This window comes from Rhodanobacter denitrificans, assembly GCF_000230695.2.
GTDB lineage: Bacteria > Pseudomonadota > Gammaproteobacteria > Xanthomonadales > Rhodanobacteraceae > Rhodanobacter > Rhodanobacter denitrificans.
The window spans coordinates 3,267,679-3,286,503 of sequence record NC_020541.1 but is presented as its reverse complement, the minus strand read 5'-3'; the positions used below and the strand labels follow the sequence as shown (position 1 = coordinate 3,286,503).

Below are 18,825 nucleotides of genomic sequence, written 5' to 3'. Positions count from 1 at the left end.
TCACCATGGGGGCAGGCGGCGCAGCTGGTGCGCCTGGCGGTCGATGAAGGTTTGCGCCGGGTCGATGCCCTTGCTCTTCAAGGCGTGGCTGCGCACCGCGGCCTCGACCAGCACCGCCAGGTTGCGGCCGGAGGCCACCGGGATGGTGATCATCGGCACCTTCACGTCGAACACCTCGCGATGGCCGATGTCGCCGGTGAGGCGGGTCAGCGCGTCGCCGCCGTCGTCGGGGTTGAGCTCGCCGTCGCGCAGCGGTTTCAGGTGCACCACCAGGCGCAGGTACTTGGAGGCCTTGACCGACATGTGGCCGAACATCTCGCGCACGTTGAGCACGCCCAGCCCGCGCACTTCAAGCAGGTCCTGCAGCAGTTCCGGGCAGCTGCCGTCGATCACGTCCGGCGCGATCAGGGTGAACTCGGTGGCGTCGTCGGCGACCAGCCGGTGGCCGCGGCTGATCAGTTCCAGCGCCAGCTCGCTCTTGCCGGAGCCGGCCTCGCCGGTGATCAGCACGCCGATCGAGAACACCTCCAGGAACACGCCGTGCAGGGTGATCTTCGCCGCCAGCGTGCGCGCCAGGTGGTACTGCAGGTAGGTCAGCAGCTCGTGGCCGCGCTTGGGGCTGATCCACAGCGGCGTATTGGTTTCCTCGGCGACCTCGCGCAGGTCGGCCGGCACCGCCTGGTCCTTGGTCACGATCAGCGCCACCGGCTGGTAGGCGGCGATCTTGTGCATCACTTCCCAGCGCTGGCGCGAATCCAGCCCGTCGAGGTAGTTCAGTTCCTCCGAGCCGATGATCTGGATCTTGTTCGGGTAGATGATGTTGAGGTAGCCGATCAGCGAGGGCCGGCGCGCCTGTGCCGCGCCCGGTTCGAGCGCGCGCGATTCCCCGCGCATGCCCGATACCCAGCGCAGGGCCATGCGTTCGTGGACGCCGTCGTAGAGTTGTCGCGCGCTGATCCGGTCCAAACCTTGGGTCCCTTGCGCCGCATGTCGGTGCCCGACGGGCGTTGGCGGCGGCACGGCCATTGTGCCAGCTTGGACGGATACGCGTGTTCAGAGGGAAAAACGGCCCGCCCTGGAACGGGCGGGCCGCGGTCGGCCGAAGGTGGTTTCGATCAGCCGTACTGGCGCTCGTCGCGCGCCTCGCGCTGGTGCTTGTCGGCGACCTTCTCGCGGTACTTGCGCAACTGGGCGACCAGCTTGTCGAACAGCACGTCGATGGAGGCATACATGTCGGCCTCGGTGGCTTCCGCGTGCAAGGTGGCGCCTACCACGCCCAGGGTGCCATCGGCGCGGTGCTGCAGCTTGTCGACCGACAGCACGATGGCGAGGCTCTTCAATTTGTCGTCGAGGCGGGTGAGGCGGTCGAGCTTGGCGGTGGCGTGGTCGCGCAGGGCCGGGGTGACTTCGATCTGCTGGCCGCTGAGTTGGAATTGCATGGGGCGCCTCCTCTGGTGGTGCAGTGCCGCGTTTCGCGGCGGGGTGGACGTACCGCGCCTGGGGTGGCGACGGTGCATCGTCAATCATCCTGCTGCTGTTATGGGAACACTTTGGCGATAGGCAAGTTCCCGCGGGCGGCCCTGCGACAATCAGCCCGCGCGTTGGCGTTCGCTGGACGTAGGTATGCGCAGCCCCTCCCGGTATTTGGCGACGGTGCGGCGGGCGACCTGGATGCCCTTGCGCTGCAGTTCTTCGGCGATCGCCAGGTCGGACAAGGGCTTGCGCACGTCCTCGGCCTCGATCAGCTTGCGCAGCATGGCCTGGATCGCGGTGGCTGAGGCGCTGCCACCGTCCTCGGTGGAAACGCCGCTGGAAAAAAAATACTTCAGCTCGAAGGTGCCGCGCGGGGTGTGCAGGTATTTGCGGGTGGTGACACGCGAGATGGTCGATTCGTGCATGCCCACTTCCTCGGCCACCTCGCGCAGCACCAGCGGGTGCATCGCTTCGGGGCCGTAGTCGAGGAAGGCGCTCTGCCGCCGCACGATCGCCTCGGCGACCTTGAGCAGGGTCTCGGCGCGCGATTCCAGGCTCTTGATCAGCCAGCGCGCTTCCTGCAGCTGGCCACGCATCCAGCTGGCATCCTCGCCGCGGGCCTGGGCGATCAGGCCGCAGTAGTGCTGGTTCAGGCCCAGCCGCGGCTGCGCGTCCGGATTCAGGCTGACCCGCCAGCGGCTGCCGTCGCGCAGCGCGTAGACGTCCGGCGCCACGTATTCCACCGGGGTGGCGTCGAGCGCCGCGCCGGGGCGCGGGTCGAGGCTGCGGATCAGCACGGCGGCCGCGGCCACGTCGTCCTCGCCGGCGCGCAGGCGCCGCGCCAGCCTGGCGATGTCGTTGCGCGCGAGCAGGTCCAGTTCGTCGTCGACGATGCGCAGCGCCAGCTCGCGCTGCGGCGTGTCCGGGTCGAACTGTTCCAGTTGCACGCGCAGGCAGTCGCGCAGGTCGATGCTGCCCACGCCGGCAGGGTCGAAGCCCTGCAGGCGGCGGCGCACTTCCTCGATCTCCGCGATGCTGGCGTCGAGGTCGGCGGGCAGCGCGGCGAGGATGGCTTCCAGCCCTTCGGCCAGGTAGCCGGCGGGGTTCAGCGCGTCGATCAGCACGGTGGCGATCAGGTGCTGACGCGGGTTGAACGAGGCCAGGTTGAGCTGCCACAGCAGGTGCTGCTGCAGGGTTTCCGGCGCGGCGTTCTGCGGCTCGAAATCCTCGTCGCCGCGCGTACCGCTGCCGCTGCTGCCGCTGCTGCCGACGCTGCTGCTGGAGAAGTCGATCGGCGTTTCGGCCACGCCGCCGTCCGACCAGTCGCTGGCCTCGCCGTCGTCGCTGCTGCTGGCAGCGACCGCTTCGACGCTGGGGTAGTCGCTCTCGGGCTCGCTGCTCTCGAGCGTCTCGTCGTCCTCGACTTCCTCGGCGAACTCCAGCAACGGGTTGCTCTCGGCGATCTGGCGCAATTCGGCTTCCAGCTCCAGCTGCGACAGCTGCAACAGGCGGATCGCCTGCTGCAGTTGCGGCGTCAGGGTCAGCTGCTGGTGGAGGCGAAACTGCAGTGCGGGTTTCATGCCAGCCGGGTCGAGGGGGATCGTCTCAATCCTAACCCGTGCCCGCGGGCGCGGCCATAGCCGCGGCCCGGGTCGAAAACGGCCGCGGCAGGTAATTCAGAGGCGGAATTCGCGGCCCAGGTAGACCTCGCGCACCTTTTCGTCGGCGAGGATGTGCGCGGGGGTGCCGCGCGACAGCACCTCGCCCTCGTTCAGGATGTACGCGCGGTCGCAGATGCCCAGCGTCTCGCGCACGTTGTGGTCGGTGATCAGCACGCCGATGCCGCGTTCCTTGAGGTGGCGCACGATGCGCTGGATCTCGCCGACCGAGATCGGGTCGACCCCGGCGAACGGCTCGTCCAGCAGCATGTAGCGCGGGTTGGCGGCCAGCGCGCGGGCGATCTCCACCCGGCGCCGCTCGCCGCCGGACAGGCTGATGCCCTTCTGCCCGGCGATGTGGGCGATCTTCAGTTCGTCCAGCAGGTTTTCCAGTTCGGCGTCGCGCTGCGATGCGGTCAGACCGTCGCGCAGTTCCAGCACCGCCATGATGTTGTCGGCCACGCTGAGCCGGCGGAACACCGACGCCTCCTGCGGCAGGTAGCCGATGCCCAGTTTTGCGCGCGCATGCATCGGCGCGCCGGTGATGTCCAGCTTGTCCAGCTTGATCGTGCCGCCATCGGCCTCGATCAGGCCCACCACCATGTAGAAGCAGGTGGTCTTGCCGGCGCCATTGGGGCCGAGCAGGCCGACCACTTCGCCTTCACGGATCGAGAAACCGAAATCCTTGACGACCTGGCGCGACTTGAAACTCTTCTGCAGACCTTCGGCGGAGAGCATCGGTTAGGGCTGCCCCTGCGGGGTCGGGCTGCTGGTGGCCGGGACCGGCGCGGCGGCCGGCTGCGGCTTGGGCTTGAAGGTCATGTGGACCAGGCCGTCGCCGGCGCTCTCGCCGGTCATCTGGCTGGTCTCGGTGTTGTAGGTGAGCCGGTCGCCGCGCGCGTCGCCGCGGCCCTTCTGGGTGACCGAGGCGTTGCCGCTGAGCACCGCGATGCCCTTGAGGTTGTCGTAGTCGAGCGTGGCGGCGTCGCCCAGGATCAGGTTGCCGCTGTCGTCCAGTTGCTCGAGATGGGCCGGGCTGCCGGTGATGACGACCCGGCTGATCTGGGTGTCGGCGTCGAAGTACACCTTGGCCTGCGCGCCGGTGGCCTTCAGCGTGCCCTGGGTGATCACCACGTTGCCGGTCAGCGTGCTGACGCTGTTCGGTTTCTGGAAGCCGTCGAAATGCTTCGCGGCGACCTGCATTTCCTGCTGGCGGTCGCTTTTCCTGGCCAGCGCCGGCTGGGCCGCGAACAGGCCCAGGACCGCGATGGCAAGCGCGAACCTAGCGCTGGCGCGGCGGGAAGGTGGCATGGACGTCATCGAGTAGCTCCAGGTGTTTGTCGTTGAGGTCGGCACGCATGCCGATACCGCTGATTCTAGTGCCGCCTTGCACCATCTGCGCCGGGGCGGCGGTTTCCAGGCGATTCTGCTTCGGCCAGGCGGTGACGTCGGCGGTCTGGATGCGGGTCGCCGGCGTGTCGTCGAACGCTTCGCGGTGCATCTCCACCGGGCCTTGCAGCTTGAGCAGGCTGCCATCCTTGTTGACCCAGCCGTACAGCGACTGGCCCTGCCAGTCCGGTACGCCGGCCTGGTGGGCCGGCAGCTGGAAGGTGGGGGCGTTGAGGTAAAGCGAATCGTCGCCCTCGCGTCGCTCCAGGTGTGGCGACTGCAGGTGGAAGCCGGGTTGGCCTGCGGCGTTGAACTCGGTCATCCGCGCGTCGGTCAGGGTGTAGCTGGAACGCGGCGGGCCGACGAAATCGCTGGCCTTTGGCGCCGGCCCGAACCACCACAGCAGCAGCTGGGCCACGCCCGCGGCGAGCGCGATGGCGATGGTCGCGGCCGGCAGGCGCCGGTCGCGCAGCCATAGGCGCAGGTTCACTGCCAATGCTCCCGCTCGACGGCGCTCTTGCCTTGCGCGTGCAGGATCAGGTCGCACACCTCGCGCGCCGCGCCCATGCCGCCGCTCTTGGCGGTCTGCCAGTGCGCCGCCGCGGCTACCCACGGGTGCGCGTTCGCCACCGCCACGGCGAGGCCGGCGAGGCGCATCGGCGGCAGGTCGGGCAGGTCGTCGCCGGTGAAGGCGGCCTGCTCGGGCGCCAGTTGCAGTGCGTCGAGCAATTCCCGCAGGCAGGCGCGCTTGTCGCCCTGGCCCTGGTAGACGTGGGCGATGTCCAGTTCCTCGGCGCGCAGCGCGACCGGGTGACTGATCCGCGCGGTGATAAGCGCCACCTGTATGCCGTTCGCCTGCAAGCGCTTCAGGCCGAGCCCGTCGTGCACGTGGAACACCTTGGTCTCGCGGCCATCCTCGCCGTACCACAGGCGACCGTCGGTCAGCGTGCCATCCACGTCGAACACCGCCAGGCGGACCTTCGCGGCGCGGGTCAGGAGCTCGGTGGGGAGATGGGTCAGGTAATCAGTAGGCACGGGCGGGATTCTGGGAGAGCAGGATCAAGAGCGGCGTGTTTGATTGGTCTGATGCGGCAAGCCGTATCAGACAACACGCGCACGGAGCAGATCGTGAATGTTCAGCGCGCCGACCACGCGCTGCTCGTCGTCGACCACCAGCAGCGCGTGGATCTGGTACTTCTCCATCAGCTGCGCCGCTTCCGCCGCCAGCTTGTCGGCGCCGATCGTCTTCGGGCCGCGCGTCATCAGTTCGGCCACGGTGGCACCGCGCAGGTCCACGCCGTCGTCGTCCAGCGCGCGGCGCAGGTCGCCATCGGTAAAGACCCCCAGCAAGCGTTGTTCGGCGTCGACCACGGCGGTCATGCCCAGGTGCTTGCGGGTCATCTCGACCAGGGCGGCGGTGAGGCTGGCGTCGGGCGCGACCCGCGGTACCTCGTCGCCGCTGTGCATCACGTCGCTGATGTGCAGCAGCAGGCGCCGGCCCAGTGCGCCGGCCGGGTGCGAGCGGGCGAAGTCGTCGGAAGTGAAGCCGCGCGCCTCCAGCAGCGCGATCGCCAGCGCGTCGCCCAGCACCAGCGCCACGGTGGTGCTGGTGGTCGGTGCCAGGCCCAGCGGGCAGGCTTCGCTGGAGATGCTGCCGTCCAGGTGCACGTCGGCCTGGGTCGCCAGCGACGAGGTCGGGCGGCCGGTGATCGCGATCAGCGGAATGCCCTGGCGCTTGATCACCGGCAGGATGAACAGCAGCTCGTCGGTCTCGCCGGAGTAGGAGATCGCCAGCACCACGTCCTGCGGCAGGATCATGCCGAGGTCGCCGTGGCTGGCCTCGCCCGGGTGCACGAAGAACGCCGGCGTGCCGGTGGAGGCCAGCGTGGCGGCGATCTTGCGCCCGATGTGGCCGGACTTGCCCATGCCGCTGACCACCACGCGGCCCCGGCAGCCCAGGATCAGCCGGCAGGCCTCGACGAATGCCGGCCCGATCCGCGGCTCCAGCGCCAGCGCGGCGGCCGCTTCGGTGGCGATCACCGTGCGTGCGCTGCGGATGATCACATCCGGGTGCAGGTTGATCGGAGTGGTGGGGGCGATGCGTGCGTTCATGGAGGCTCGATGAAGGGGCGGAAGGTGCCCGGGTGGCCACGGCGTGCCGCGTGTCCGGGCCGGCCTGGGACCGCTGTCATTTCTGCGCCAGCGGATTTCCATTACCATGGCATGTTCGCATTTTAACGTCATAAGCCCGCGCAATGGGTTCCGCTCGCCGCGGAAGCCGCCGCCTGCCCAGACTCCCGCATGGAACCTTTCCCGATGGACCCAGCCCGCATCCAGGCGATGATCGAAAACGGCCTGCCCGGCGCCCGGGTGGAGGTGAGCGGCGCCGACGGCGTGCATTTCGAGGCCACCGTGGTCGCCAGCCAGTTCGCCGGCAAGCTGCCGCTGGCGCGGCACCGGCTGGTGTACGCCACGCTGGGCGAGCAGATGGGCGGCGCGATCCACGCGCTGGCGCTGAAGACCCTGACACCCGAGGAGGCAGGGAATAGGGAGTAGAGAATGGCGAAAGCCTTCCACCCGCGCCCTCACCGCTTCTCCCGATTCCCGATTCCCGACTCCCTATTCCCGGCTCCCGATTCCCTGACTTATGGCCAAAATTCTGATCAGCGGCGGCACGCCGCTCCATGGCGAGGTTGCCATTTCCGGCGCCAAGAACGCCGTGCTGCCGATTCTTGCCGGCTGCCTGCTGGCCGACGAGCCGGTCAGCATCGGCAACGTGCCGCACCTGCATGACGTCACCACCTTCATCGAACTGCTCGGCCAGATGGGCGTGCAGCTGGTGCTGGACGACCGCATGAAGATGCACGTCGACCCGCGCACCACCAGCACCTGCGTGGCGCCGTACGACCTGGTGCGCACGATGCGCGCCTCGATCCTGGTGCTCGGCCCGCTGGTGGCGCGCTTCGGCCAGGCCGAAGTGTCGCTGCCGGGCGGCTGCGCGATCGGCTCGCGTCCGGTCGACCAGCACATCCGCGGCCTGCAGGCGCTGGGCGCCGAGATCACGGTCGAGAACGGCTATATCAAGGCGAAGGCATCGCGGCTGAAGGGCACGCGCATCGTGATGGACATGGTCACCGTCACCGGTACCGAGAACATCATGATGGCGGCCACCCTGGCCCAGGGAACCACGGTGATCGAGAACGCCGCGCAGGAACCGGAGGTGGTCGACCTGGCCCGCTGCCTGATCGCGATGGGTGCGCAGATCGAAGGCGCCGGCACCTCGACCATGGTGATCCATGGCGTCGAGCGCCTGCACGGGGCCGAGCATGACGTACTGCCCGATCGCATCGAGACCGGCACCTATCTGGTCGGCGCGGCAATGACCGGCGGCAAGGTGCGCGCGCGGCACGCGCGGGCCAATACGCTCGATGCGGTGCTGGCCAAGCTGGAAGATGCCGGCGCGCACATCTCCACCGGCGACGACTGGATCGAGCTGGACATGGGCGGGCGCCGGCCGAAGGCGGTCAACGTCAGCACCGCGCCGTACCCGGCGTTCCCCACCGACATGCAGGCGCAGTTCACCGCGCTCAACTGCGTCGCCGAAGGCACCGGCGTGGTCACCGAGACGGTGTTCGAGAACCGCTTCATGCACGCGCACGAGCTGCAGCGGCTCGGTGCCGACATCCGCCTCGAAGGCAACACCGCGGTGGTGCATGGCGTGGCGCAGATGAGCGGCGCACCGATCATGGCCACCGACCTGCGCGCCTCGGCCTGCCTGGTGCTGGCCGGGCTGGTGGCCAAGGGCGATACCGTGGTCGACCGCGTCTACCACATCGATCGCGGCTACGAGAACATCGAAGAGAAGCTCGGCGTGCTGGGCGCGAAGATCAGGCGCCTGCCGAACTGAGGCAACCACGGCGTTGCCGGGGCGCCGCAACGCCCTGCGGATCAACCCTGGTGCGTCGCCGGGCGAGCCGCAGGCCGGTCGATCGCGGTCGTCGGCTATCGTCCGCCGTCGTCGCCACTACTCGCCCGCAACGGCGTGAACCTCCGCAGGGCCGGCCGTCGCGGAACCGCGTGCAGGCTTGCGGATGCAGCGCAGCTTGCCGCTGTCCCCGCCGCCGCAGAACAACTGGTCGCCGCCATCGGATGCCAGCCCGGACACGCCCATGCCGGTGGGCATGTCGAGTGTTTCCAGCACCTCGCCCGTTTGCGGATCGATATGCCGCAACTCGCTCTCGTCACCTTCCCAGGTGCCGTGCCAGAGCTCGCCGTCGGCCCAGCTGACGCCGGTGACGAAACGGTTGGATTCGATGCTGCGCAGGACGGTTCCGGTGTCGGGGTCGACCTGGTGGATCTTGCGATCCCGGTACTGGCCCACCCACAGCGTGCCTTCGGCCCAGGCCAGCCCCGAATCGCCGCCGCCACCGGGCGCCGGGATGGTGGCGAGCACGCGGCCGGTCTGCGGGTCGATCTTCTGGATGCGGTCCTCGGCGATCTGGTACAGGTGCTCGCCGTCGAACGTGGTGCCGGCGTGCGCGGCGACCTCCAGCGTGCGCACCGTCTGGCCGCTCGCCGGATCGATGGCCTGCAGCGTCGATCCGGCGGCGATCCACACCCGGCTGCCGTCATGGCTGACCCCGCCCACGCTGCGGACACCCGTGAAGGGGCCGTATTCGCGGACAACGTGTGCTGCTGAACGCTTCATGCCCGTACTCCCGTCAGTCGATGCCGACATCCTAATCGCCCGGCAGCGGGGCGAGGAGTAACAAGCTCGTCGCGGAACCCGGGGCGGGTGGCGCGACCCAGCGGCGCGAGCGCCCGCGACCCAGTGCGTGCGCCTTGCCGGCGGCGGCCAGCGCGTCGAGCGCCCGCTGCACGGTGCGCTGGCTGCTGCCCAGGGCCAGCGCCAGGGCCGAGCTGGACCATGATTCGCCATCGGCGAGCAGGGCGAGCACCGCGGCATGCGGTTCCTCGACGGCGCGCAGCAGCACCGCGACCTTGTCGACGCGCCGCGGCGCCAGCACGAAACCGTGCTTCGTCGCGCGCACGTCGGCCAGCTGGCGCACTGCGCCGCGAAGCCGCCCGATCTCGACCCGCAGCCGGGTCCGGTGCGTCTCATCCGCAAACCGCGTGCGGAACGCGCGTGCGATCAGCACGTCCCGCGGCACCTCGGCCGGCCACGCTTCGCCCAGTGCGCGCGCGAGCGCGAACAGCACCGGACGACTCGCCAGCGCCACGGTCGCATCGGGCCCGTGCAGCCCATGCCGGCAGGCATCCACCACGAGGGTCTTCGAGGCCAGCAGTGCCTCGATCTCGTGCAGCCGGACCGGTCGCTCGCGGCCCTCGGCGAGCAGGCGTGCCGCGGGCGCGTCCAGCATGAGGCGGGTGCTTTCCACTTCCGCCAGCAGCGCGGGAATGCGTGCGCGGCGCGCCGCACGGTCGGCGTGCGCCAGTGCCATGCGCGCCGGTGTGGTGCGCAGGCGGCGCAGGGCGATCCCCGCGCTGGCCAAGGCGTGGACAGCCTGCAACGCGGGCGGCAAGGTGGCGTCATCGAGTTCGGTGAGGTGGCGTTCGGCGTCGTCGAGATGGCCGAGCAGCAGCTGGCGACGTACCTCGAGGTATCGCGCATGTGCCGCGTTCACGCGGTCGCCGTGTGCTTCCAGCGTCGCGCGCGCAGCGTCCAGTGCCTTGGCCGGCCAGCCCAGCTCGCGCGAGGCCAGTGCGACTTCGGCCTCGGCGACCACGCACCTGGCGCGCGCCACCGCCTCCCGCGCGCCGAAGGCGCGTGCCGCGCGCTTCAGCAACAGCTTCGCCCGCTCGAAATCGCCGAGCTGCGCCATGGCGATGCCGCGCAGCGCCAGCGCCGGCGCATCGTCGCGCAGGGCGACGCGCTTCAACGCGCCCAGCGGATCGCCCGTCGCCAGTGCCTGCGCCGCGGCCGTGATCAGCGAGTCCATCGCCGCTCCCTCATCTCAATCGCGCCACGCTTGTCACTCCCGCCGTTCGAGGGTTGCTGCGTAGTCTATCGCCCGGCCCTCTCGTCAACGCGGGACGAGCCGGTGGCCGACTTCGAGCGAAGCGTGCCGACACCCACCCGACACCGCGACGCGCCAGGCGACGCGGACAGAACCCATGACCCATCGCGCAGCCCGATCCGGCGCGACCAGGCACAGGAGAACGACATGACGACACATGCCATCGGAACCCGCGAGCAGTGGCTCGAACAACGGCTTGAACTGCTGAAGGCGGAGAAGGAGCTGACCCGGCGCAGCGACGAGCTGGCGCGGCGGCGGCGGGAACTGCCATGGGTTCGCATCGACAAGGCCTACCGATTTGCCACCGACGAGGGCGAGGCCTCGCTGGCGGAGCTCTTCCGGGGGCGCTCGCAGCTGCTCGTCTACCACTTCATGTTCGGACCGGACTACACGGCGGGCTGCCCGACCTGTTCCTCGATCGCGGACGGCTTCAACGGGTTTGCGATTCATCTGGCGAACCATGACGTGATGCTGTGCGCGGTCTCGCGCGCGCCGCTCGCCAAGCTGCAGGCGTACAAGCGGCGGATGGGATGGACGTTCCCGTGGGCGTCCTCGTCCGGCGGCGATTTCAACGCGGATTTCAACGTCTCGTTCACCGAACAGCAGCAGCGCGAAGGAGGCATCGATTACAACTACCTGCGCGAACCGCCGGCGTCGCAGATAGCTTTCCAGATGGGCAAGGATGCCGGCGACGCGGCACCGCCGGTGCACAACGCCATGATGACCGGGACCGACGTGAACACCTACCTGCGCGAGCGGCCGGGCCTGAGCGCGTTCTCGCTGGAAGACGGCGTCGTCCATCACACCTATTCCACTTACGCGCGCGGACTGGACGGCCTCTGGGGCATGTATCAGTGGCTGGACCGCGCGCCGGCGGGGCGCAACGAGACAGGCATGTGGTGGCGCCGGCACGACGAGTACGAGCCGCGATGAGGCCGCTCGCGAGCGGTCCGGCGGACGTCGCGGCGAGGGCGGTTCCGCGGCGCATCCGCCGCGGGCAGGGCTTTCTCGCCGTGGTTACGCTGCTGTTCCTCGCCAGCGTGGCCGCGACGATCGCCGGTGGCGCAATGATGTCGACGATGGACGGGATGCCGATGCCCGGCGGCTGGACGATGTCGATGGTATGGCTGCAACTGGACGGCCGCAGCTGGCCGGCTGCGGCCGTTTCGTTCCTCGGCATGTGGATGGCGATGATGGTGGCCATGATGTTGCCCTCGCTGATGCCGGTGCTGTGGCGCTGCCATCAGGCATTCGGCGACAACGGGGTGGCGAGGCCGGGGCGACTGACGGCAGCGGTGGCCACCGGCTACTTCACGGCGTGGCTGGTGTGCGGCGTCGCCGTGTTTCCGCTGGGCGGCATGCTGGCCACGCTGGCCATGCGCCTGCCGTTGCTGGCTCGCGCCGTCCCCGTTCTCGCCGGCATGGTCGTCCTGGCCGCCGGCGCTCTGCAGTTCAGCCGGTGGAAGGCGCGCCATCTCGCCTGCTGTCGCGGGGCGCCGGGGTTCGCGCAGGCGGTGCCGCGATCGGCGGGCCGGGCCTGGCGCCGCGGTCTTCGGTTCGGTCTGCATTGCAACCTTTGCGGCGTCGGCCTGACCGCGAGTCTGCTGGTCATCGGCGTGATGGATCTGCGTGCGATGGGTGCCGTGTTTGCGGGGATCACCCTCGAGCGCCTGGCCCCGGCCGGCGAGCGGATGGCGCGAGTCGTCGGGGTGGTTCTCGTCGGCGCCGGGGCGGTCCTGCTCGCGCAGGCGATCGGGCGCGTGTGACAGCGTGCCGCGGTCGGCGGCAAGGCGGGTGGCCCGCCGCCGTCGCTCAGGGCTGCCGGTAACTCACCAGCTCCATCACCATGTCGCCGCCATCATGCTGCGACAGCTTCACCGGCAGCGGATAGCGATCGGGTGCGTACCATGCGCTGAAGCCGCGGTCGGCGTCGGTGCGGTCGACCCGCCTGGCGTCGAAGCGGCCGGCGGGCACCTTGACGGTTTCCCTGCCGGTCACCCTGAAGTTCTGTACCTGCACCTGCTGGCGCACCGCGACCGGCAGCGCGAGCTGCTGCTTGCCGTCGCGCAAGGCCAGGCCCAGCGCCAGCGCCAGGGTGTTGCGCTCGACCATGCCCGGGCTGCCCGGATAGGTCTGCGCACCCTTGCCCTCATCGACGGTGACTTGCTGTTTCGCCCAGTCGACCACCAGGTGGCGCTGCTTCTGCTTGACCGCCGTCTGCAGCTGGTAGTCGTAGCTGATCGCCTCGGGCACGTCGCCCTTCCAGCGGAAGCGCGAGCTTTCCGTGACGCTGGCGCCGAGCAGCGCGGCCAGCCCGCCGGTGCTTTTGACGTCCTTGCGGTAGATCCACTCGCCGTGGCCGGCGGCGCGCAGGCTGATCGTGGCCTGGCCCATCGGCTGGCCGCCTTGCGAGACGTCGTAGGTGGCGGTGAACGCGGCAGGCACGGCGGCGGTGGCGGCGCGGGCGCCGAGCAGCAGGCCGAGGCCGAGCAGGGGAGCGAGCAGGGGTCGGATGGTCATGCGCCGAGTCTGCCCAGAGCGGGCTGAACCGGCTCTAAGGCCGCAGTCCGTCGTCGCCCAGGCGCAGCGGTGCGGCCAGTGGCCGGCCGTCGAAGCGCGCCGCCCGACCGTCCCATTGCAGGCGCCCGCTGGCCAGCAGGCCGAGCACGGCCGGCAGCAGCCGGTGTTCCAGCGGCAGCAGGCGCTGCGCCAGTCGGTCTTCGTCATCGCCGGCTTCGATCGGCAGGTACGCCTGCGCGATGACCGGACCACCATCCAGCTCGGCGGTGACGAAATGCACGCTGGCGCCGTGCTCGGCGTCGCCCGCCTCCAGCGCGCGCCGATGGGTGTGCAGGCCGCGGTATTTCGGCAGCAGCGAGGGATGGATGTTGATGATGCGCCCGATCCACGGCTTCAGCGCCGCGCCGTCGAGGACGCGCATGAAGCCGGCCAGCACCAGCCAGTCGGCGCCGCTGGCGGCGACGCGCCGGAGCAGTTCCTGGTCGAACGCGCGACGGTCCGCGTGGCTGCGCGGGTCCAGTGCCAGGGTCGGGATGTTCGCTGCCTCGGCCAGCCGCAGCGCGCCGGCGCCGGCCTTGTCGCTGCCGACCAGCACGAACTCGACCGGCAGTTCGCCGCGCGCCTGCGCCTCCAGCAGCGCGGCGAGGTTGCTGCCGCGGCCGGAGGCGAGCACGGCGACTTTGGCTGGCGTGGTCGACACGGAACGGATCAGCCGATATGCACGCGTTGGTCGCCCGATGCGGACACGATGTCGCCGATCACCGAGCTGGCCAGGCCGTGCTTGGCCAGCAGCGCGGAGGCACCGGCCACCGCGTCGCGCGGCAGGATCACGGTGAAGCCGACGCCGCAGTTGAACGTGCGCCACATTTCCTCGCGCGCCACGTTGCCCTCGCGCATCAGCCAGTCGAACACCGGCGGCAGCACGATGCTGCCGGCATCCAGTGCGATGCCGAGGCCGTCCGGCACCACGCGGATGATGTTCTCCTTCAGGCCGCCGCCGGTGATATGGGCCATGCCGTGCACCGGGGCCGACTTCAGGAGTTCAAGCATCGACTTCACGTAGATCGTGGTCGGTGCCATCAGCGCGTCGGCCAGCTTGATGCCACCGAGATCGAGATCCAACGGGTTGCCGGCGCGTTCGAGAATCTTGCGGACCAGCGAATAACCGTTCGAGTGCGGGCCGGATGAGGCCACGCCGAGGATCACGTCACCGGCGACGATCCCTTCACCGCTGAGCATCTGCGACTTCTCCACCGCCCCGACGGTGAAGCCGGCCAGGTCGTATTCGCCCGGAGGATACATGTCGGGCATCTCGGCAGTCTCGCCGCCGATCAGTGCACAGCCCGCCAGTTCGCAACCTTTCGCGATGCCGCCGACCACGGCGACTGCGGTATCCACGTCCAGCTTGCCGGTGGCGAAGTAGTCGAGGAAGAACAGCGGCTCGGCGCCTTGCACCAGCACGTCGTTGACGCACATGCCGACCAGGTCGATGCCGATCGTGTCGTGGCGGTTCAGCGTCTGCGCCAGCTTGAGCTTGGTACCCACGCCGTCGGTGCCGGAGACCAGCACCGGTTCCTGGTAGCGGCCGCTCAGGTCGAAGAGGCCGCCGAAACCGCCCAGCCCGCCCATCACCTCCGGGCGGAAAGTGCGCTTGACCAGCGGCTTGATGCGTTCGACCAGCGCATTGCCGGCGTCGATATCGACGCCGGCGGCGCGGTAGGTGAGGGCGTCAGACATGGCGAGGACCTTGATCAGGATCTGCGGCGTGGGTGAAACGCGCAAGTTTACCAGCTTGTGGCGCCGCTGCCGGCCGGGCACGGTGGCCCCGGCGGCGACCGCGATGGACGGGAGGGGGCGCGATTGGGCAGACTGCCGGCGAGCTTTCCCCAGAAGATACCCACGCCATGCGCCTGTTCCGTCTGTTGATCGTCACCCTGCTGCTGGTCTTTGCCACGTTGCCCGCCGCGCACGCGCAGGTTGCCAGCTCGCCGTATGCGGTGGTCGTGCCGGTCGCCGACACCAGCGACGCGCAGCGCGACCAGGCGTTCGCCACCGCGCTGGGCCAGGTGCTGACGCGGGTCGCCGGCGGCCAGGACCTGCGCGGCAACGCCGGCTACGGCGACGCGCTGGGCAAGGCGGCCTCGATGGTGCAGAAATTCCAGTACCAGCGTGCCGCGACCGGGCTGGTGCTGGAGGTGGAGTTCGAGCCGGGCTCGGTGCGCCGGTTGGTGTCGAAGCTGGGCGTGCAGAGCGCCGGCATCAAGCCGCCGGTGCTGCTGCTGGTGCGGGGCAGCGACGGCCGCCTGCTCGACCAGTCGGCGCTGGCCAGCCTGGCCGCGACCGCCGGCGCGCGCGGCACCAACGTGGTCTACCCTGACGGCAACGTGCCCGATCCGGCCAAGGTGGCCGCCGCCGACCCGGCTGCGCTGATGGCGGTCAACCGGCAATACCACACCGGCCTGGTGCTGCTCGGCAAGCTGCGCGAGGGTGGCGCCGACTGGACGCTGATTTCGGGCGGCCAGGCGCAACGCTGGAGCGGCCAGGGCGCGAGCGACGCGGCGCTGCTCGGCGACGCCGGCAACGGCCTGGTCGATCGCCTCGGCAGGCAACTCAATGTGATCGGCGCGGGCCCCAGCGAGGGCAAGCTGTGGGTCAGCGGGCTGGACTCGGCGATGGATTACGCGAACCTGGTGGCGACCCTTGAGGACGATCCGTCGGTGAAGCTGGTGCAGACCCTGGGCGCGCAGAACGACGGCGTGCTGCTGTACGTCAAGGCGTCCGCGCCGATCAGCGCGCTGGCCGCGAACCTTGCCGCCAGCGGCCACCTGCTGCTGCAGGGCGAGCCGCATCCGGGCGCGGATGCGAACCTGCGCTGGCTGAGGTGACTGGATGCGAGTCCCTCGCAAAACCCCGTACATCCCTGTGCGGACTATTCAAGTAACGCATAACCAATCCTGGCTGGGGCGTGCCGCGTGAATCACGACAAGGACATCTCGCGTCGCTGGCAGCTGTTCGCCATCACCGCGGTCATCGTTTACCTGGTCTGGCTGCTGGCGCCGGTGCTGATGCCGTTCGCGGTGGCCGCCATGCTGGCCTACCTGGGCGATCCGCTGGCCGACCGGCTGGAGCGGCTCGGGCTGAACCGGATGTGGGCGGCCACCATCGTGTTCGTGGTGATCATGGTCGCGGTGGTTGGTGTGCTGCTGCTGCTGATCCCGCTGATCGCGCGCCAGGTCGAGAATCTGGTCAGCAACCTGCCGCGCTACGGCGACTGGGCGCAGAACACCGTGTGGCCATGGCTGCAGGCGCGCCTGCACCTGGACCCGCACACCTTCGACAGCGACCGCCTGCTGACCGCGATCAAGGCGCACATTGGCTCGATCGGCGGCGTCGCCACCGCGGTGCTGGGCAAGGTGTCGCGCGGCGGCCTGGGCATCGCGATGTGGCTGACCAACCTGGTGCTGATCCCGGTGGTGGCGTTCTACCTGCTGCGCGACTGGGACCGGCTGGTGGCGAAGGTCGACGGCATGCTGCCGCGCTCGATCCAGCCCACCATCGCGCATCTGGCCAGCGAATCGGACAAGATCCTGGGCGCGTTCGTGCGCGGCCAGCTGCTGGTGATGCTGGCACTGGGCGTGTTCTATGGCGCCGGGCTGGGCCTGGTCGGCCTGTCGGTGGGGCTGCTGATCGGCATGGTCGCCGGCCTGCTCAGCTTCGTGCCGTACCTGGGCTTCATCATCGGCTTCGTCGCGGCGATCATCGCCGCGCTGGTGCAGTACGGCGACTGGACCCACGTGCTGCTGGTTTGCGGCGTGTTTGCGGTCGGCCAGCTGCTGGAAGGCTACGTGCTGGTACCCAAGCTGGTCGGCGACAAGATCGGCCTGCACCCGGTCGCGGTGATCTTCGCGGTGCTGGCCGGGGGCTACCTGTTCGGCTTCCTCGGCGTGCTGCTGGCGCTGCCGGCCGCGTCGGTGATCATGGTGCTGCTGCGCTACCTGATCGAACGCTACCGCATGAGCGAGCTGTACAACGAGGCAGGGCCGGAAGACCCGGTGGTCGCCGAGGTGGAGGTTGCCGCGCGTCGCGATGGCGGGGTCGAGGCCACGGTCGAGCCGCCGCAGGACGACCGGGCCGAACCATGATTCCGCAGCTGCCGCTGGCCTTGCGCTGGCCGCGCCGCCAGCGTTTCGAATATTTCCACGCCGGCGCCAATGCCGCCGCACTGGTCGCGGTGCAGGCACTGGCACTCGAGCCCAGTGCACCATGGATCTACCTGCACGGTGCCGGCGGCAGTGGCCGCAGCCACCTGCTGATGGCCGCCTGCCAGGCGGCCAGCGCGGCGGGACGGTGCGTGCAGTATCTGCCGCTGGCTACCCTGTCCGATCATGCCGCTGCCCTGCGCGGCGTCGCCGGCAGCGAACTGCTGGCGTTGGACGACCTCGGCGCGATCGCCGGCAAGCGCGAAGCCGAGCACGCGCTGTTCGACCTCTACAACCGCGCGAAAGCCGAAGGCAGCGCGCTGCTGTTCGCCGCCGATACCGCACCGGCCCAGCTCGGCATCGAATTGCCTGACCTGCGCTCGCGACTCGGCGCCTGCACCCAGTTCGCGCTGAAACCGCTGGACGACGCCGAGCGCCGCGCCGTGCTGAAGGCGCAGGCCGTCGCGCGCGGCATCGAACTGGACGACGGCGTGCTGGACTGGCTGTTCGCCCGCTACGCGCGTGATCTCGGCGCGCTGCTCGACCTGCTCGACAAGCTGGACGTGGCCTCGCTGGCGGCGCAACGGCGGATCACCATTCCGTTCCTGCGCGGGTTCCTGCGCGAGGCGGCATCCTGAAAGGACGAAGGCGCCCGCAGGCGCCTTCTTGCGTTTCGAGCGGGCGCACCGTTCAGGCCTTGAGCAGCCCCGGCGTCGCCTGCTGCCCGATCGCGTCGACCATCGCCTTCGCCACGTTGAGATTGCCGGCGACGAGGTTGCCGCTTTCGGGGATGCCGTCGCGGCCGGCGAAGTCGCAGTAGCGGCCGCCGGCTTCATGCACCAGCAGCACGCCGGCAGCCATGTCCCACGGCTTCAGCCCGATCTCGAAGTAGCCGTCGTAGCGGCCGGCGGCGACGTAGGCCAGGTCCAGCGCGGCGGAGCCGGAGCGGCGGATGTCCTCGGCCTGGCCGAGGATGGCGCGGGTCATGTCCAGCTGCGCGGCAAGGTGCCCTCGCTGGCGGAACGGGAAGCCGGTGGCGATCATTGCGCCGCCCAGGTTCTCGCGCTTGCTGACGCGCATGCGGCGGTCGTTGAGGTAGGCGCCATCGCCCTTGCTGGCGGTGTACAGCTCGTCGCGCAGCGGGTCGAACACCACGGCGTGGATCGGCACGCCCTTTTCCAGCAGCGCGATCGACACGCTGAAGTGCGGGATGCCGCGCAGGTAGTTGTGGGTGCCATCCAGCGGGTCGATCACCCAGGTCAGCGGTCCCTTGCCGGTCGCGCCGCTTTCCTCGGCGAGGATCGCGTGGTCGGGGTAGGCGCGGCGCAGTTCCTTGATGATTTCCGCCTCGGCCAGCTTGTCGACTTCGGAGACGAAGTCCATCTGCTGCTTCTCGACGATATTGAGGCCGTCGATGCGGTTCATGTAGCGCAGGATCACATTGCCTGCAGAACGCGCGGCGCGCGCCGCGATCGTGACGTGTGGTCTGGCCATGGTTTCGACTTTGGAAGAGAGCGGGGTTGCGGCCGGCGATTCTAGCAGAGGCGG

21 protein-coding genes are annotated in these 18,825 nt (G+C 69.5%); 7 read left to right on the top strand and 14 right to left on the bottom strand.

The features are described 5' to 3' along the window. The 8 genes from hprK to R2APBS1_RS15220 form a co-directional block, all read right to left on the bottom strand. The gene (gene hprK, locus R2APBS1_RS15255; protein WP_231378421.1) at nucleotides 1-918 is read right to left on the bottom strand and encodes an HPr(Ser) kinase/phosphatase; all 918 of its coding nucleotides are present in this window, start codon (nucleotides 916-918) and stop codon (nucleotides 1-3) included. A 197-nt stretch (nucleotides 919-1,115) separates the two neighbouring features. Further along, nucleotides 1,116-1,439 carry a ribosome hibernation-promoting factor, HPF/YfiA family gene (hpf, locus tag R2APBS1_RS15250; protein WP_007511589.1) on the bottom strand — a complete coding sequence of 108 codons (324 nt, stop codon included), beginning with the start codon at nucleotides 1,437-1,439 and terminating at the stop codon, nucleotides 1,116-1,118. A gap of 150 nt (nucleotides 1,440-1,589) precedes the next feature. Then, nucleotides 1,590-3,053, bottom strand: coding sequence for an RNA polymerase factor sigma-54 (locus R2APBS1_RS15245; protein WP_007511587.1), 1,464 nt, complete (start codon nucleotides 3,051-3,053; stop codon nucleotides 1,590-1,592). Between the two features lie 96 nt (nucleotides 3,054-3,149). Next, nucleotides 3,150-3,869: an LPS export ABC transporter ATP-binding protein gene (gene lptB, locus R2APBS1_RS15240; protein ID WP_007511585.1), complete on the bottom strand. Its 720-nt coding sequence runs from the start codon at nucleotides 3,867-3,869 to the stop codon at nucleotides 3,150-3,152. 3 nt (nucleotides 3,870-3,872) lie between these two features. Continuing rightward, nucleotides 3,873-4,451: a lipopolysaccharide transport periplasmic protein LptA gene (gene lptA, locus R2APBS1_RS15235; RefSeq protein WP_015448611.1), complete on the bottom strand. Its 579-nt coding sequence runs from the start codon at nucleotides 4,449-4,451 to the stop codon at nucleotides 3,873-3,875. Beyond that, nucleotides 4,414-5,010 (bottom strand): LPS export ABC transporter periplasmic protein LptC, encoded by a 597-nt coding sequence (lptC, locus tag R2APBS1_RS15230; protein ID WP_015448610.1) that lies wholly within the window; start codon nucleotides 5,008-5,010, stop codon nucleotides 4,414-4,416. Before lptC ends, lptA begins: the two co-directional genes overlap by 38 nt. Beyond that, nucleotides 5,007-5,555 carry a KdsC family phosphatase gene (locus tag R2APBS1_RS15225; RefSeq protein ID WP_007511579.1) on the bottom strand — a complete coding sequence of 183 codons (549 nt, stop codon included), beginning with the start codon at nucleotides 5,553-5,555 and terminating at the stop codon, nucleotides 5,007-5,009. Before R2APBS1_RS15225 ends, lptC begins: the two co-directional genes overlap by 4 nt. Before the next feature lie 66 nt (nucleotides 5,556-5,621). Then, nucleotides 5,622-6,632 (bottom strand): KpsF/GutQ family sugar-phosphate isomerase, encoded by a 1,011-nt coding sequence (locus R2APBS1_RS15220; protein ID WP_015448609.1) that lies wholly within the window; start codon nucleotides 6,630-6,632, stop codon nucleotides 5,622-5,624. A gap of 204 nt (nucleotides 6,633-6,836) precedes the next feature. Here R2APBS1_RS15220 and R2APBS1_RS15215 point away from each other — a divergent pair, with 204 nt between their 5' ends. Both R2APBS1_RS15215 and murA read left to right on the top strand, forming a co-directional pair. Beyond that, on the top strand, nucleotides 6,837-7,076 hold the full coding sequence (locus R2APBS1_RS15215; RefSeq protein ID WP_007511575.1) for a BolA family protein: 240 nt from the start codon (nucleotides 6,837-6,839) through the stop codon (nucleotides 7,074-7,076). A 91-nt stretch (nucleotides 7,077-7,167) separates the two neighbouring features. Then, nucleotides 7,168-8,427 carry a UDP-N-acetylglucosamine 1-carboxyvinyltransferase gene (gene murA, locus R2APBS1_RS15210; protein WP_015448608.1) on the top strand — a complete coding sequence of 420 codons (1,260 nt, stop codon included), beginning with the start codon at nucleotides 7,168-7,170 and terminating at the stop codon, nucleotides 8,425-8,427. A gap of 117 nt (nucleotides 8,428-8,544) precedes the next feature. On the opposite strand, the gene R2APBS1_RS15205 is transcribed toward murA, so the two are convergent. Together R2APBS1_RS15205 and R2APBS1_RS15200 are read right to left on the bottom strand one after the other, a co-directional pair. Further along, the gene (locus R2APBS1_RS15205; protein ID WP_007511571.1) at nucleotides 8,545-9,228 is read right to left on the bottom strand and encodes a Vgb family protein; all 684 of its coding nucleotides are present in this window, start codon (nucleotides 9,226-9,228) and stop codon (nucleotides 8,545-8,547) included. Nucleotides 9,229-9,259: 31 nt separating this feature from the next. Then, nucleotides 9,260-10,480 (bottom strand): hypothetical protein, encoded by a 1,221-nt coding sequence (locus R2APBS1_RS15200; protein ID WP_015448607.1) that lies wholly within the window; start codon nucleotides 10,478-10,480, stop codon nucleotides 9,260-9,262. Between the two features lie 225 nt (nucleotides 10,481-10,705). Between R2APBS1_RS15200 and R2APBS1_RS15195 the strand changes: the two genes are divergently transcribed. Both R2APBS1_RS15195 and R2APBS1_RS15190 read left to right on the top strand, forming a co-directional pair. Next, nucleotides 10,706-11,491: a DUF899 domain-containing protein gene (locus R2APBS1_RS15195; protein ID WP_015448606.1), complete on the top strand. Its 786-nt coding sequence runs from the start codon at nucleotides 10,706-10,708 to the stop codon at nucleotides 11,489-11,491. After that, on the top strand, nucleotides 11,488-12,324 hold the full coding sequence (locus R2APBS1_RS15190; RefSeq protein ID WP_015448605.1) for a DUF2182 domain-containing protein: 837 nt from the start codon (nucleotides 11,488-11,490) through the stop codon (nucleotides 12,322-12,324). Before R2APBS1_RS15195 ends, R2APBS1_RS15190 begins: the two co-directional genes overlap by 4 nt. 46 nt (nucleotides 12,325-12,370) lie before the next feature. Here the strand turns inward: R2APBS1_RS15190 and R2APBS1_RS15185 are convergent, their stop codons facing one another. Genes R2APBS1_RS15185 through purM form a run of 3 tightly spaced genes read right to left on the bottom strand, consistent with a single transcriptional unit; the run spans nucleotide 12,371 to nucleotide 14,815 of the window. Next, on the bottom strand, nucleotides 12,371-13,078 hold the full coding sequence (locus R2APBS1_RS15185) for a DUF3108 domain-containing protein (RefSeq protein ID WP_007511563.1): 708 nt from the start codon (nucleotides 13,076-13,078) through the stop codon (nucleotides 12,371-12,373). A 34-nt stretch (nucleotides 13,079-13,112) separates the two neighbouring features. Further along, nucleotides 13,113-13,778 carry a phosphoribosylglycinamide formyltransferase gene (gene purN / locus R2APBS1_RS15180; protein ID WP_015448604.1) on the bottom strand — a complete coding sequence of 222 codons (666 nt, stop codon included), beginning with the start codon at nucleotides 13,776-13,778 and terminating at the stop codon, nucleotides 13,113-13,115. A gap of 8 nt (nucleotides 13,779-13,786) precedes the next feature. Further along, a complete protein-coding gene (purM, locus tag R2APBS1_RS15175; RefSeq protein WP_015448603.1) occupies nucleotides 13,787-14,815 on the bottom strand; it encodes a phosphoribosylformylglycinamidine cyclo-ligase in 1,029 nt (342 codons plus the stop codon). A 167-nt stretch (nucleotides 14,816-14,982) separates the two neighbouring features. On the opposite strand from purM, the gene R2APBS1_RS15170 reads away from it, so the two are divergent. The 3 genes from R2APBS1_RS15170 to hda all read left to right on the top strand — a co-directional run bounded on the left by R2APBS1_RS15170 (nucleotide 14,983) and on the right by hda (nucleotide 17,915). After that, nucleotides 14,983-15,963 carry a DUF2066 domain-containing protein gene (locus R2APBS1_RS15170; RefSeq protein WP_007511557.1) on the top strand — a complete coding sequence of 327 codons (981 nt, stop codon included), beginning with the start codon at nucleotides 14,983-14,985 and terminating at the stop codon, nucleotides 15,961-15,963. Between the two features lie 87 nt (nucleotides 15,964-16,050). Further along, nucleotides 16,051-17,220 carry an AI-2E family transporter gene (locus tag R2APBS1_RS15165; protein WP_015448602.1) on the top strand — a complete coding sequence of 390 codons (1,170 nt, stop codon included), beginning with the start codon at nucleotides 16,051-16,053 and terminating at the stop codon, nucleotides 17,218-17,220. Further along, nucleotides 17,217-17,915: a DnaA regulatory inactivator Hda gene (gene hda / locus R2APBS1_RS15160; RefSeq protein ID WP_015448601.1), complete on the top strand. Its 699-nt coding sequence runs from the start codon at nucleotides 17,217-17,219 to the stop codon at nucleotides 17,913-17,915. Before R2APBS1_RS15165 ends, hda begins: the two co-directional genes overlap by 4 nt. 52 nt (nucleotides 17,916-17,967) lie before the next feature. Here hda and R2APBS1_RS15155 read toward each other — a convergent pair whose 3' ends face one another. Continuing rightward, nucleotides 17,968-18,771, bottom strand: coding sequence for an inositol monophosphatase family protein (locus R2APBS1_RS15155; RefSeq protein WP_007511552.1), 804 nt, complete (start codon nucleotides 18,769-18,771; stop codon nucleotides 17,968-17,970). Nucleotides 18,772-18,825: the final 54 nt, after the last annotated feature.